General features: G+C 33.2%; 14 protein-coding genes. 5 read left to right on the forward strand and 9 right to left on the reverse strand.

The window, feature by feature from the left end:
- Positions 1 to 56 precede the first annotated feature (56 nt).
- Positions 57 to 1,217 carry an efflux RND transporter periplasmic adaptor subunit gene (locus MQX03_RS11415; RefSeq protein ID WP_242803287.1) on the reverse strand — a complete coding sequence of 387 codons (1,161 nt, stop codon included), beginning with the start codon at positions 1,215 to 1,217 and terminating at the stop codon, positions 57 to 59.
- Positions 1,218 to 1,573: 356 nt separating this feature from the next.
- Positions 1,574 to 2,170, reverse strand: coding sequence for a TetR/AcrR family transcriptional regulator (locus MQX03_RS11420; protein WP_129534875.1), 597 nt, complete (start codon positions 2,168 to 2,170; stop codon positions 1,574 to 1,576).
- 255 nt (positions 2,171 to 2,425) lie between these two features.
- Here MQX03_RS11420 and MQX03_RS11425 point away from each other — a divergent pair, with 255 nt between their 5' ends.
- On the forward strand, positions 2,426 to 2,980 hold the full coding sequence (locus MQX03_RS11425; protein WP_129534874.1) for a thioredoxin family protein: 555 nt from the start codon (positions 2,426 to 2,428) through the stop codon (positions 2,978 to 2,980).
- A gap of 44 nt (positions 2,981 to 3,024) precedes the next feature.
- Here the strand turns inward: MQX03_RS11425 and MQX03_RS11430 are convergent, their stop codons facing one another.
- Positions 3,025 to 3,924, reverse strand: coding sequence for an AraC family transcriptional regulator (locus MQX03_RS11430; protein WP_242803289.1), 900 nt, complete (start codon positions 3,922 to 3,924; stop codon positions 3,025 to 3,027).
- 122 nt (positions 3,925 to 4,046) lie between these two features.
- Here MQX03_RS11430 and MQX03_RS11435 point away from each other — a divergent pair, with 122 nt between their 5' ends.
- From MQX03_RS11435 to MQX03_RS11445, 3 genes are read left to right on the forward strand one after another with little or no spacing between them, the layout of a single operon-like run.
- Positions 4,047 to 5,276: an MFS transporter gene (locus tag MQX03_RS11435; RefSeq protein WP_242803290.1), complete on the forward strand. Its 1,230-nt coding sequence runs from the start codon at positions 4,047 to 4,049 to the stop codon at positions 5,274 to 5,276.
- Between the two features lie 2 nt (positions 5,277 to 5,278).
- Positions 5,279 to 6,757 carry a trehalase family glycosidase gene (locus tag MQX03_RS11440; RefSeq protein WP_242803291.1) on the forward strand — a complete coding sequence of 493 codons (1,479 nt, stop codon included), beginning with the start codon at positions 5,279 to 5,281 and terminating at the stop codon, positions 6,755 to 6,757.
- A gap of 26 nt (positions 6,758 to 6,783) precedes the next feature.
- On the forward strand, positions 6,784 to 9,228 hold the full coding sequence (locus MQX03_RS11445; RefSeq protein ID WP_242803292.1) for a TonB-dependent receptor: 2,445 nt from the start codon (positions 6,784 to 6,786) through the stop codon (positions 9,226 to 9,228).
- A gap of 148 nt (positions 9,229 to 9,376) precedes the next feature.
- Here MQX03_RS11445 and MQX03_RS11450 read toward each other — a convergent pair whose 3' ends face one another.
- The 4 genes from MQX03_RS11450 to MQX03_RS11465 all read right to left on the reverse strand — a co-directional run bounded on the left by MQX03_RS11450 (position 9,377) and on the right by MQX03_RS11465 (position 12,107).
- Positions 9,377 to 9,940, reverse strand: coding sequence for a leucine-rich repeat domain-containing protein (locus tag MQX03_RS11450; RefSeq protein WP_242803293.1), 564 nt, complete (start codon positions 9,938 to 9,940; stop codon positions 9,377 to 9,379).
- 83 nt (positions 9,941 to 10,023) lie between these two features.
- The gene (locus MQX03_RS11455) at positions 10,024 to 10,455 is read right to left on the reverse strand and encodes a hypothetical protein (RefSeq protein ID WP_242803294.1); all 432 of its coding nucleotides are present in this window, start codon (positions 10,453 to 10,455) and stop codon (positions 10,024 to 10,026) included.
- A 102-nt stretch (positions 10,456 to 10,557) separates the two neighbouring features.
- Positions 10,558 to 11,031 (reverse strand): hypothetical protein, encoded by a 474-nt coding sequence (locus MQX03_RS11460; RefSeq protein ID WP_242803295.1) that lies wholly within the window; start codon positions 11,029 to 11,031, stop codon positions 10,558 to 10,560.
- 437 nt (positions 11,032 to 11,468) lie between these two features.
- Positions 11,469 to 12,107, reverse strand: a complete 639-nt coding sequence (locus MQX03_RS11465) for an MBL fold metallo-hydrolase (protein ID WP_242803297.1) — start codon at positions 12,105 to 12,107, stop codon at positions 11,469 to 11,471.
- 61 nt (positions 12,108 to 12,168) lie between these two features.
- On the opposite strand from MQX03_RS11465, the gene MQX03_RS11470 reads away from it, so the two are divergent.
- Positions 12,169 to 13,380 carry a type IX secretion system plug protein gene (locus MQX03_RS11470; RefSeq protein ID WP_242803299.1) on the forward strand — a complete coding sequence of 404 codons (1,212 nt, stop codon included), beginning with the start codon at positions 12,169 to 12,171 and terminating at the stop codon, positions 13,378 to 13,380.
- 154 nt (positions 13,381 to 13,534) lie between these two features.
- Here MQX03_RS11470 and MQX03_RS11475 read toward each other — a convergent pair whose 3' ends face one another.
- Both MQX03_RS11475 and MQX03_RS11480 read right to left on the reverse strand, forming a co-directional pair.
- Positions 13,535 to 13,795, reverse strand: a complete 261-nt coding sequence (locus MQX03_RS11475; protein WP_242803301.1) for a hypothetical protein — start codon at positions 13,793 to 13,795, stop codon at positions 13,535 to 13,537.
- Complete coding sequence (locus MQX03_RS11480; RefSeq protein ID WP_242803302.1) at positions 13,795 to 14,022, reverse strand: hypothetical protein; 228 nt, start codon at positions 14,020 to 14,022, stop codon at positions 13,795 to 13,797. The genes MQX03_RS11475 and MQX03_RS11480 overlap by 1 nt, the downstream gene beginning before the upstream one ends.
- Positions 14,023 to 14,051: the final 29 nt, after the last annotated feature.

Consider the following 14,051-nt stretch of genomic DNA (forward strand, 5'->3'; position numbering starts at 1 on the left):
TTTTTAATGTTGTTTAAACGCTTTTCTGACTTTTGTATTAAAAGTTTAAACGCTTTTTACAAAGGTCTTGCTCTTAAAAGACTGTCAGAAGAAATCGCTTTCGGCTGAATGGTAACTCCATCTTTCAACGCTCCGATTCCTGTGTAAACGATTTTGTCACCTGCGGCAACTCCTTCAGAAATAAAGTAATAACTTTCTGTTTTTCCTGAGATCGTTACAGGTTTTGAGGTTACTTTTTTATCCTTCCCGACTACATAAACGTAGACTTTATCCTGTATTTCAAAGGTTGATTCTTGAGGAATAACAAGTGTGTTGGCAAATAATTGCGGCATACGAACTCTACCTGTATTTCCTGTTCTCAACGCTCCGTTTGCATTTGGGAATACTGCACGAACGCTGATTGCACCTGTGGTTTTATCAAATTGTCCGTCAACAATGCTCATTTTACCTTTTTCAGGATACGTGGTGTTATCTGCGATAACTAAATCTACCATCGGCATATTTTTCAGTTTTTCGTTTAGGGTTGCTCCCGGATATTTTTTCTGGAAACCAATAAAATCCAATTCGCTTAAAGAGAAGTAGGCATAGATTTCACTGATGTCTGATAATAAAGTCAACGGATTAGCATCTGTTCTTGAAATCAAGCTTCCTTTTTTGTAAGGAATTCTTCCGATATAACCGCTTACAGGTGCTGTGATGGTTGTAAATCCTACGTTGATTCTGGCTCCGCCAACTGAAGCTTTTGCTTGTGAACCTGCTGCAACTGCTGCTGCATAATTGGCTTTTGCAGTTCTCAGTTGTACATCAGAAACTACTTTTGCAGCAACCAATGGCTGAAGTCTGTCAACCTCAACCTTAGCTTTCTGAATATTGGCATTAGCAACCTGTAAATTAGCATTTGCCATATTCATCTGCTCTCCATAAGCCCTTGAATCTATTTTGAATAATGCTTGTCCGGCTCTTACATAAGCACCTTCTTCTACATAAATTCTATCTAAATATCCATCAACCTGTGAACGGATTTCTACATTATTTTTTCCTTCCAATGCGGTTGGGAATTCTTGGTAAATAGTTGCTGGTGAAGTAGTAACGGTAAATACCGGTAATTCTGGAGCGGGTGGAGCAGCATTAGTGCCTTCTGCCGCTTTTGTGCAACTTTGTAAAAAAATGATACTCGATATAAGTACGATTAATTTTGCTTTTGCGGTTGTTTTCATTTTAAGTTTTATTTTTTTAATGAAGTGTTAGATTAAGTAATGTTGTTTTAATTTTAAATTATGTTATATTTTCTAACAGTGTTAATACTTTTGCTAAAAAAATACATAATTTTAATTGGTGGATCAGCTTGTCGTTTCCATGATTACAATTTTTAAATTAAGTTTTTTGGTTTATGAATTATATTACATGTGTTATTTTATCTAACACTGTTAATGATATGGGAAAAAAATTGCCAGAAATAATGTAAAGAAGTTATGTTTCATTTTTAAAGTTTTTTTAATTTAATTAATAGATTAATGTTAATTATTCCGTGTTACTTTTGCTAACGGTGTTAATTTTTAGTTCAAAAAAAAATTTACAATGATTTAATAAAAGCCGAAACCGTTTCGTCTAATGTTGTTTTATTCATTGTTGAAGGGATGTCATCATTTCTCATCATCATAATCGAGATCAGTCCGTGAACTGCTGAAAACAGAGCATGAGAAGAGTGACAAGCATTGTTCTCATTTGAACCTTTCTTCTTTATAATTTCAAAAGTACAGTCGTAAAGCATATCCTGGAAAGACGAAAATTCTTCTTTCATCAAACCTTTTCCGCTACACTGCATTCCAAGACCGAACATCAATTGATAATATTCTTTATTCTTAAAAGCAAAATTCCAATAAGCATCTACAATTGCTGTCAATTGATCTTCGGGAGTTTCGTGTTTTTTCTGAGCTTTCAGTAATTCTATCTGCAAACAGTGAAACCCATTGATAGAGATTTCATATAAAATCGCTTCTTTGTTTTCAAAGTGATCGTAAACAACCGGAGCGCTATACTCAATTGCATCAGCTATTTTACGGATAGAAAGCGAAGCCCAACCGTCAGCTTTAGCCAAAGTGAATGCAGCCTGCAAAATATTTGCACGGATAGATTCTTTTTCTCTTTGACGACGTTCATGTAAACCCATGATTTTTATTTTACTAACAGTGTTAGCAAAACTACAAACATTTAACCATACCAACCAAATAATTTTTAACATTTAACTTCTAACGAAAGACTTTGAGTAGCTTTTATAATTTGCCGAATACTTACAGAATGGGAGTTGGAGTAAGTTATTTTTGATTATTGTAAAAATTAATAAATTAAATAGCCTAACTCAATTAGATTATTGTTTTAGCAACAACTAAAAGAAATCTTTATCTTTGTAGACAAATAAAAAGATATGAATACTCCCTCAAATATGTTGGCATTAGGCACAAAAGCCCCGTTTTTTGAACTTCCTAATCCTTCAAAAAGCAATGAAATTCAGTCATTAGATGATTTGAAAGGTGAAAAAGGTACATTGGTAATTTTTATGTGCAACCATTGTCCGTTTGTGCTTCATGTTATCGATAAGTTGACAGAATTGTATGAAGATTATAATGAGGCGGGAATTGAATTTATTGCGATCAACTCAAATAATGTTGAAAAGTATCCTGCAGATTCTCCGGAGAAAATGATTGAATTCCAAATTGAGAGAAATTTTGATTTTCCTTATTTATATGACGAAAGTCAAGCGATTGCGAAAGCTTATGATGCAGCTTGTACTCCGGATTTCTTTTTCTTTGATGATAAATTAGATCTTGTTTACAGAGGTCAGATGGATGATTCAAGACCAGGAAATCATAAAGAAGTGACTGGTGAAGATTTGATTATTGCTTTTGAAAACCTTTTGATTGGCGAGCCACAGGAAGAAATTCAACGTCCAAGTATGGGATGTAATATTAAATGGAAATAACTTTTCATTATTTAAAAAAGCTGTTCAATTTTGAGCAGCTTTTTTTATTCTAAAAATGTAGCTTTAGCCTCAACCTTCAAATCTACATTGACTTTATTGTGTGAGAAATTCTTCATAAACTCTGAAGGTGTTTTTTCTGTATATTTTTTAAACATTCTGTTGAAGTAAGTTACATTGTTAAAGCCGCAGCTGTAACTGCATTCCGAAATGCTTTTATCCTGCGCCATCAACAAGCATGCTTTGTTAATGCGATACCGATTCACAAATTCAGTAAACGTGATTTGGGTTGCTTTTTTAAAAAAATTACAGAACGCCGGAAGCGTAAGATTTGCCAGTTTTGCGATATCTTCAATATTAATTTCTTTGTCGTAGTTGTGTTCTACAAACGTGAAAATATTTTCCAGTCTTGTTTTGTTTTTTGAAATGATGGTGTAGGGCATAATTTCGTTATTCAAAAGCTCATAATCTTTAGATTTTGAAAGCTCAAAAAGGATTTCTAACAACAGTAAATATCTTTTATAACCTTCAGATTCCAGCATCAGCCTTAGTTTTGGAATCATTACTTTTTTTATTTTCCTGTGAAATTTTATACCATATTTTGAAAGCTCCAATAAATCTTTAATAGATCTTGCTTCAACTTCCTGCTCTGGAAACTGCAAAATTTCCTGTCTGAATTGTAAGACAATTTCTTCATGCGGATCAATAGAATTTAAACCAAATCCGGAATGCGGAATATTTGAGCCGATTAATACCAAATCACCACTCGTATAATTGCTTTTATGATAACCAACGTGTCGCGTCCCGCTCCCGGAAATTACACACACGAGCTCAATTTCCGGGTGATAATGATATTCCCATTTGAATTCGGAGATGGGCGAGTTGTTGTGAATCGTGCGAAAAGAGCTCTTTTCATCAGGGATTACTCGTTCGAACGTGACTTTCATTTAATTAATGGTATTTTGTTTCCTAAAATAAGAATTATATTAATATAGTTCAAATATTCATTTACTATGTTAAATTAACGTTAACCGAAATGCTTCTATCTTAGCCACCAAGAAATTAATTAATGAAAAATTTCAACATCAAGGCGGTTCTATTTTTAAACTATTTCGTTTTTGCGATTCTTTTGAATTCGGTAGGAACGGTGATTTTACAAATGCAGCAAAATTTCGGAATTTCAAAATCTTCTGCAAGTGTTCTGGAAGGTTTTAAAGATCTTCCGATCGCAATTTGCTCATTTATTTTAGCATCGTTTTTACCAAAAATTGGAATTAAAAAATCAATGTTAATCGCATTGTTTCTGGTAAGCTGTATGTGTTTTGTGATGCCGTTTGCGAATGACTTCTGGTTTTTCAAATTATTATTTACCATTGTCGGGATTTCTTTTGCTTTAATTAAGATTTCGGTTTTCACCTCCATCGGATTGGTGACAAATACAGATAAAGAACACTCAAGCTTTATGGGTTATCTGGAAGGGTTTTTCATGATTGGCGTTTTGGTAGGGAATGTTTTATTCAGTCTGTTTATCGATGATCTTGATCCCAAATCTACGCATTGGCTCAAGGTATATTGGGTTTTAGGTGGACTTTCTACATTATCTTTTTTGTTTTTATTCTTCACAAAACTGAATGAAACTGAAGCGAAAAGTGAGAAAACAGACTTGCTGGGAGATTTAAAAAACAGCATCAGCTTATTCAGCTACAAAAAAGTATTGTTCTTTTTGCTGTGTGCTTTCCTTTTTGTTTTGGTGGAACAAAGTTTCCAGACCTGGACGCCGACTTTTTATAAAGAAATTTTAAAAGTTCCGACTTCGATGTCTATTCAGGCAGGAGCGGTTTTGGCGGGAGCTTTTGCGTTAGGAAGATTTTTATCAGGGTTTTTCTCTAAGAAATTCAGCTGGATTTATGTGGTTTCGTTCTGTGTAGTTGGCTTCGCAATAAGTATCCTATTGGTTTTACCACTAACTCATAATATTCATATTACCACAAATACCAATTGGTTCAACGCTCCGCTCGTTGTGTATTTATTTCCATTAATGGGCGGATTGTTGGCGCCGATTTATCCAAGTATCAACTCTGTAATTTTAGCATCAATCCCGAAATATTTACACAGTGCAATGGCAGGTTTGATAGTAGTTTTTTCCGCAATCGGAGGAACAGTAGGTTCTATTATAACTGGTTTTGTGTTTCAGGAATTCAGCGGACAGCAGGCGTTTTATCTTTCATTAATCCCGCTTTCGTTGTTAATTGTTTCCGCGATTATTATGAATAAATTAAAAATAAATCCTAAAAAATAAAGATGAATAATCAACTATATATCAACGAAATTCAGACTCTTTTTGATGAGGTTCAAAGGTCTCAAATTTTTGAAGACCAAAAAACAATGACGGATGCAGTTCCATTATTTTCTGTTGCTGAAATTAATTCTAAATATGAAAATGAAAAAAATGAAGAAGGTTTTGATTTAAAACAATTTGTATTGTCAAATTTTGATTTTTTGGGAACTAAAATTTCAATTACCAGAGAAACTCAATTGCAAATTGATGAGCATATCGAAAAGCTTTGGGACGAATTGACAAGAACGGCTTACGAGGAAAAAGGAACTTTATTGAAACTTCCAAAACCGTATGTAGTTCCGGGAGGTCGTTTCAACGAATTTTTCTATTGGGATAGCTATTTTATCATGTTGGGTCTACAGGTTTCAGGAAGGGTGGAAATGATGGAAAATATTATTGAAAACTGTTCTTATTTAATTCAAACTGTTGGATTTGTGCCGAATGCGAGCAGAACTCATTTCCTAAGCCGTTCTCAACCGCCCTATTTTTCATTAATGGTTGATTTGCTTTTTGAAACAACAAAAGACGAAAATATTTACATCAAATATCACGACACTTTAGAAAAAGAATATATTTTTTGGATGAATGGCGAAGCAGATTTAGAGAATGGTTCAAGTATAAAAAGAGTAGTAAAAACCAATAATGGAGATGTTTTAAACAGATATTACGACGCAGAAAACGAGCCTCGTCCTGAAAGTTATTTAATTGATATTGAAGACAGTGAAAATGCTGGCGAAGAATTTTACAGAAATATAAGAAGTGCCTGCGAATCAGGTTGGGATTTTTCCAGCAGATGGTTTGCAGACGGAGATACAATTCAGACAATTGAAACTTTAAATCTTGCTCAGATTGATTTGAATTGTCTTTTATGGCATTTGGAAAGCACTTTAGCAAAATCTTCATCACTTCAAAATTTAGCTGAAAAAGAAACCTATTATTCAGGAAGAGCAGCGAATAGAAGACAGATGATCGACAAATATTTCTGGGACGAAAATTCAGGAACTTATAAAGATTATCACACGAAAAAAAATACAACAACACCGTCCGAACATATTGCGGCTCTTTATCCTCTATTTCTTGGTTTAGCGAGTGATGAGCAGGCGAAATCTGTTGCTAAAAATATTAAAGAAAAATTTCTTTATCAGGGTGGATTGGTTACTACGACCAAAAAATCAGGTCAGCAATGGGATTTTCCAAACGCTTGGGCACCATATCAATGGCTAGGTTTTCAATCAATGAAAAATTACGGTTTTGATGATTTAGCCGAAAAGATTAAAAACAATTGGTCTTCAAACGTTGAAAGAGTCTATAGAAACACCCGGAAATTAATGGAGAAATACAACGCTTTAGATATAGAAACTGTTGCCGGAGGAGGAGAATATCCTAATCAGGACGGCTTTGGGTGGACGAATGGTGTTTATCTTAAATTAAAAAATAATTAAACAAACTATATAAAAACAATTTGGCTATGAAAAACAAATCAATCTTTTTGCTTGCCGGAATTGCTACGCTTTATTTCAATAATACGTATGCACAAGAAACTCCACAGGATTCTACAAGAACTGCATCTATTGACCAAGTGGTCATCACGGGTAACTCCAGACCAAAACCAAAAATCGAATCGAGTACAGCGATTTCTACTTTCAGTGCAAAAGAAATTCAGAAACAAAACCCGATCAGTGCTGCTGCTTTATTGCAGAGAGTTCCCGGTTTTGCGGTTGAAACTTCTGGTGGTGAAGTAGGAAATAACCTTTTCGCAAGAGGGATTCCTTCTGCCGGAGCTTATGAATTTGTACAGGTTCAGGAAGATGGTCTTCCGGTTTTTGAAGACGGAGCTTTGCAATTTGCGAATGCAGATAATTTCTTCAGAGTAGATAATTCTGTGAACAGATTAGAAGCTTTGAGAGGAGGTTCAGGATCTATTTTTGCAACCAATTCTCCGGGAGGTTTAATCAACTTTATTACAAAAGAAGGTGGAAACGATTTCAAAGGAACTGCAAAATTAGAAACAAGTACTTACGGTTTGATGCGTACAGACGTCAATGTTGGCGGAGCTTTAGTTCAGGATAAATTATTCTTCAATGTTGGTGGTTTTTACAGAACAGATGACGGAATCAGAAAAACAGGTTTTAAAGCGAATCAGGGCGGACAGATCAGAATGAATCTGAAATATGTTTTCGATAAAGGATATGCTAAAGTATATTACAAAAAATTAGACGACAGAAATACGTTTTATCTTCCGATTCCTTTGGTGCAAAACGGAAATGATTTAAAAGAATTTAACGGATTTGATGCTAATTACGGAACGTACAGCTACAGGAATATCAGCCAATTAAATATCCCACAAGCGGGTGGAGGGTTTTTCAGCAGAAATTTAGAAGACGGAATTCATCCGAAAGTTGATGTTTTGGGGGCTGAATTTAAATATGATTTAGGTGGAAATTTCTCTGTTTTAAATAAAACAAGGTATACTAATATCGACATGAATTATACCGGAATTTTCCCAGCAGGCGGACCTAAATCAAGTGCTGAATTTGCCAAAGATTACGGAATCACAGGTAATAATTTCCAGTATTCATCAGTAAGTTCTGATGCAGTTATGAATCCGGCTTATGTGCAGAAATTAGGTTTCTGGGCTATCGATAAGCAGATGAATAATTTTGTGAATGACTTACAGTTCAGCTATAAATTTGATAAAGGAAATGTAACGGCAGGTTTCTATAAATCTAACTGGAAATCACATCAAAACTGGAACTGGAGCAATATTTTAGCAACAGCTTCAGATAAACCGGAACTCTTAAATTTAGTTGATACTTCTCTTGCGCCAACCAGTACAGGTTATTCTAAAACATACAACGGAGTTACAGAAATGTCCTTCCTGTTAAGAGATTCTCAGGTTCAGGGAAGTCTGAATGATCTTTATGCGAACTTAGATTTTAACATTACAGATGATTTAAGCTTCAATGGAGGAATTCGTTACAGCCGTGATTTCTATAAAGGATATGGTGTGAACACTACATCAGGAAACTTAAATAATTCTGGTTTAACAACAGACGGAACGCACAGTTTTTTAACAACAACTGCTGATGATAATATGTCAGTTTTGGGCAATAAATTCACGTATTGGAAATATGATGTCAACAGAGTATCTTTCACGACGGCTTTGAATTATAAAATTAACTCTGAAAACGCAGTGTATGCCCGTTTTTCTAATGGTTTCAGATCTCCGAATGAAGAAGCGTATTATAATAATATGATGGATCTTTCAGCAATAAAACCTGTTACGACTAATCAGTTGGAAGTTGGATATAAATATTACTCAAGAACTTTTGATATTGCGGTAATTCCGTTCTATTCTACATTGAAAAACTTATCTTTTACCGATGTTTTCTCTGACGGAACTTCAGAAAACAAATTTGCCAACACGACCAATTTTGGGGTAGAATTAGAGGGTTATGCGAGATTATTTAATAATTTATTGGAAGTGACTTTCAACGGAACCATTCAAAATCCGAAATACAAAGATTTTACAGGAAATAATGCGGACGGATCAACATTTAATTATGATGACAACACCGTAAGAAGAATGCCTAAGTTTTACTTCAATATCGCTCCGGCTGTGAATATCACAAAACAATGGAGAGCGTATGCAAGTGTAAATTATTACGGAAAACGTTTCCAAGACGAAGGAAATACCGAAAAGAATACACTTCCTGCATTTTCAGAAGTAGGAGCGGGAACTTCTTATCAGTTAGGGAAAATCAGATTTGCGGTTGATGGAACCAATATTTTCAACACCATCGGAATTACAGAAGGTGATCCAAGATCTCCACTTACAGGATCGGGAGATATCAGAATGGCAAGACCAATTATGGGTGCAGCTGTAAGAGCTTCGATTACATTGGATTTCTAAACACTTAGTTTTTTTATTTAAATTGATAAAACCGTCAGAGATTTTCTGATGGTTTTTTTTATTTTTTGATGCTGTTTCGACAAATGAAAAATCTGTTTTGTTTATGAGGTATTTTTAATCGAGGGCCTTTATTTTCAAACCATAATTTCTAATGCCTCCATTTTCCTTCAAATTCCCCATTGAAGAATGTGCCGTCGCCTTTTGCTAAGATCTCACAATCTGGAAGCTTACTAGAGATCTTTAAAAGACCTTCAAATGTATAATTGTTGTTCTGAACTTGAATAATAATGTTTTCCATGTATTTTAATGCAGCTAATTTTTTCAAACCATCTTCAGTAATTGATGTTTCCTGAATTTGCAGATTGAGTAAATTTTCTAATTCTATCAGGTGTGAAACGCATTTGTCTGTAAGTTGTGAGTTGCCTTTTAATCGAAGATATTGCAGTGCTCTTAGATTTTTTAAATATTTTATACCATCGTTGGTAATTTCAGTGTCCTGTAAATTCAAATTTTCAATTTTACTGCAATTGGATACATGAGCCAATCCTTCGTCATTGAGGTTTGAATTGATAAAACTGGCAGAGATGAGATTGGGAAACTGTTTCAGATAAGACAATTTCTTGAAATTACTTAAAGATTCTTCCCATTTCAGCAAGAAATGGTCACTGTTTATATCATAGTAATGATTTCCTATTTTTATTGAGTTTTCCATGTAATTTTAACATTAACTATTAATAAAAGGAATAAATACCAAGTCTTTTACAGATATTCTACGAATTATATCTGTCATTATTGTTAATAATATTCAATTTCTCGACTTATCTGTTTTTCATTTCTCAGATCATTCTTGATAAAGATTTTTTCTACCTTGAATATCCAATTATTATATTTGTCATATTCATAGTGATATCTCTTTTCCAAAACACAAATACCGTAATTATCAAACATTTTTATTGATGTAGGATTACCAATTTGGTCATAAATCCACTTTGTTTTTGTTCTAAATTTATCATTAAAAGTCTCCAACATTCCATTTTCATTGTACTCAAAAGTTAGATTTTCTATATAATTACCCTCACGAAATTTAGTTGGTTTGTGTCTAATGTATTTAACGCTTTGCAATCCATCTTTTTCATATGTAAACATGGCTTCATACAAAAGCTCAGATTTGTTTTTTTGGCTAAATGTTTTGGTTTCTAAAAGCCTGAAACAATTGTCAAAAATCATTATCATTTTAGATTGTTCATCTCTATTATTTCTAATATGGGTCTTGTGAATTTTTCCGTTCCTATCAAAATGATATTTTGTAGGCTTGTGCTTTTCGCTTATCTAATTACTATTTGGACTGTTGGAAAATTTTGTAGTTTCTATTTGTTCAAACTCTAAAAATGGGGAATAAGTTACGTCACTTCGAGATGAAATCTTGTTATGAAAATATTTTATTTCTTGTACTTTCTCCGGCATTTTCAGGCTGTCTGAAAATAATATGATTTCCTGATAAGCAATTTCATTCTTTATAATTTGATATAATTCTAGGCTCTCTTTAAAATAATATTCACGAGTGTAATTTTCGTAAGGTTCTGAACATATTACTCCACCAGAAATTTTTTGTTCTACTTTGTCTGTTATTTTTTTTATAACACCCTTTAAATCATTAAAAATTGTATATTCTATACGGCTAATCTGATGATTAAACAAGTGAATATGTTTAGCAAGATTATTTGCTTTTACATATTCGTTTTTTAGATAACTTTCAGTATAAAATAAAGGATTGTGGATATTAAGTCCGTTTATATCGAACATGGCTTCAAATATTTATAATTTTTTTATTGCTACCAACGTTTGGATTTACAGATTGCTTAATCTAAACTATATGACAGAATAGAATGTCTTTTTATTTAAAACAATCCGCTTATAACAAAATGCATTTTACATTGATCTAAAAACAACCTGTTTGTAATAAAATGCAATTTACATTTGCTTAAAACAATCTGTTTGTAACAAAATGCATTTTACATTGATCTAAAAACAACCTGTTTGTAATAAAATGCAATTTACATTTGCTTAAAACAATCTGTTTGTAACAAATGCATTTTACATTGATCTAAAAACAACTTGTTTGTAATAAAATGCAATTTACATTTGTTTAAAACAATCTGTTTATAACAAAATGCTTTTATGTTTTATTAAAACGGATCAGTTAGAAGAAAAACAAATTTATAATTTTAAGGATTTTATTTTTACTTAAAAAATGGATTATACTCCTTCTCAAAACCAATCGTCGTTGGATTTCCGTGTCCGGAGAAAACCTGTGTTTCATTATCCAGAACAAAAAGTTTAGTTTTAATTCCTTCAATCAATTGCTCGTAATTTCCCTTGTATAAATCTGTTCTTCCAATGCTTCCTTCAAATAAAACATCACCGGAAATGATGAATTTCTGAGTTTCATTATGGTAAACCACACTTCCAGGCGAATGTCCCGGAACATGATAGATCTTAAATTTTTCGCCGTCGAAATCCAATTCGTCACCTTCGTTTACATATTCTAAATCAACGTTTACTGCAGGAATCTGAAAACCAAATCTTATTCCGCTTGCCTGCAACATATCCAAAACTTCTTTATCATCTTCATGCATTGTTACAGGAACTTTATACGTGTCAAATGCCCATTGCAAACCCAAAACATGATCAATATGAGCATGAGTTAAAATGATTTTTTCAATCTTTAATCCATTTTCTGTGATGAAACCTTCGATTGCTTTGGTTTCCTGCTCGTTCATATTTCCTGGGTCAATCAACCATGCATTTTTGTTTTCATTAAAAAGAACGTAAGTATTTTCACTTGCAAAATTGAACACGAAGGCCTGTATTTGAAACATATTCTGAATATTTTTTTATCAAAAATACAATATTCTTTATAGATTCGTTATCTTCGTCATAATGAAAACGTTGCAGATATTTTTACTCAGTTTAGGTTCTTTAGCTTTCGGGCAGAACATTCAAAGTATTCAGTTGTTTAATCCTCAGACGAATGACGAAACGCCGGTCATCAATATGAATCAGCAGTTGGTTTTGAGTTTTGATGATTTGACTAATTCAAGTACAATTTACAGATACACCATCAAGCATTACGACAGAAACTGGCAGGATGATAATCTTTTCTTCACGGAAATTGCCAATGGAAGCATAAATGCGTTGCTAGATCAATTTGAATATTCTTTCAATACAATACAACCTTACACGCATTATAAACTGAATTTTCCAAACGATAAGATCAGACCGAAAATATCCGGAAATTTTGAAATCGTCGTTTACAAAGACTCTGCAGACAAACCACTTTTTACCAAAAGATTTTCTTTGGTGGAAGATCAGGCGAATTTAGTTCTGAATATTTCAAGAATTGCAGATGCCAGAAATCCGAATATCAATCAAAGGGTAGAGGTGCAGGTGACTTCAAAAGGTGGAGATCTGTCAGGAAATGTGAATTCTATGACATTGAATGTGATGCAGAATAACAATCAGAATATGACGATTACTAATCTTAAACCGAGTTCTACTTTGGGAAGTCAGATTTTGTTTCAGCAGATGAGTATTGTATTTCCCGGAAACAACGAATTTTATTATTTCGATAATAAAAACATGAATATGCCTGCAGATATGGTGCAGGAAACGGGTTTGAAAGATGGGGTTAATCAGACTTATCTTCATCCGGTTTGGGCATATCCTTTAAATTATCAATATCAGCCAGATGTCAACGGAGCATTTTATTACAGAAGAAATGATTTAGGTTTAGAAAGAAATGCAGAAAGAGAAGCGGATTACGCTTGGGTTCATTTTTCGCTAGATTCTGATCCGATGGATAAGGAACTTTATATTGTGGGAGGTTTTAATAATTTTAAAGCAAACAAAGAATCCCAAATGATTTATAATGCAGAAAAGAAACAATATGTCGCAAAAATTTTCCTGAAACAAGGTTTTTATAATTATATTCTCGCAACCAAAGAAGCCAACGGCTCTTTGAATTTTGGAGAAATCAACGGAAATTTCTGGCAGACAGAAAATCTTTATCAGGCATTTTTGTACTATAAACCTTTCGGAAGAAATTATGACGGATTGTTGGGGTATGGGGAATTTAGAACGCCTGTGAGATAATTTGAAATTTCACAAATGACAAAAATTCTTTGAAATAAAAAACCTTACAAATTTCCATTTGTAAGGTTGCTGTTTTAAGGTGTACAAGACCTTTACAGATAAAATCAAACTATATAATAATGTCAAAAAAAGTCGTCAATTAAATATCTTTTTTTTAATTCTTAAAAATGGCAGTGATAAAAAGGCTGTCGTTCTCTTCAAACAAATAATGAATGTTGACAGGAAAATTTTCGGTTTTGTATACCTGAATTTCCTTGCTTTTTATATCTAATTTCTCGTTGTTACTTACAATCGTATTGATAGATTCTTTTAAATCATCCAAAAAATATTTGTCTTTATTGTGTTCCTCAGCATTAAAAACCCTCATCAGCATTCGAATGTCATTCTTTGCAATTGATGACAATAAAACTTTCATTACGCACAGATTTTTTCTAATTCTGAAATGCTTTCAAAGAAATCAAGTTTTGTCTTATTGTTTTCAGAGTGAAACTGAATTCTTTGAGAAACTTCATCCAATTGAAATTGTGGAACATTGGATTTTGGAGTTGTATCTAAGTTATCCACGATTCTAATGAAAGCTTCTGCAAGTTCCGGAGTGAAACTTTCAATTTTTCTTTTTAGAATTTCTATACTTGAGTCCATTATTTCTAAATTTTTAAATTGTCCTTATC

This window comes from Chryseobacterium aahli, from assembly GCF_022699665.1.
GTDB lineage: Bacteria > Bacteroidota > Bacteroidia > Flavobacteriales > Weeksellaceae > Chryseobacterium > Chryseobacterium aahli.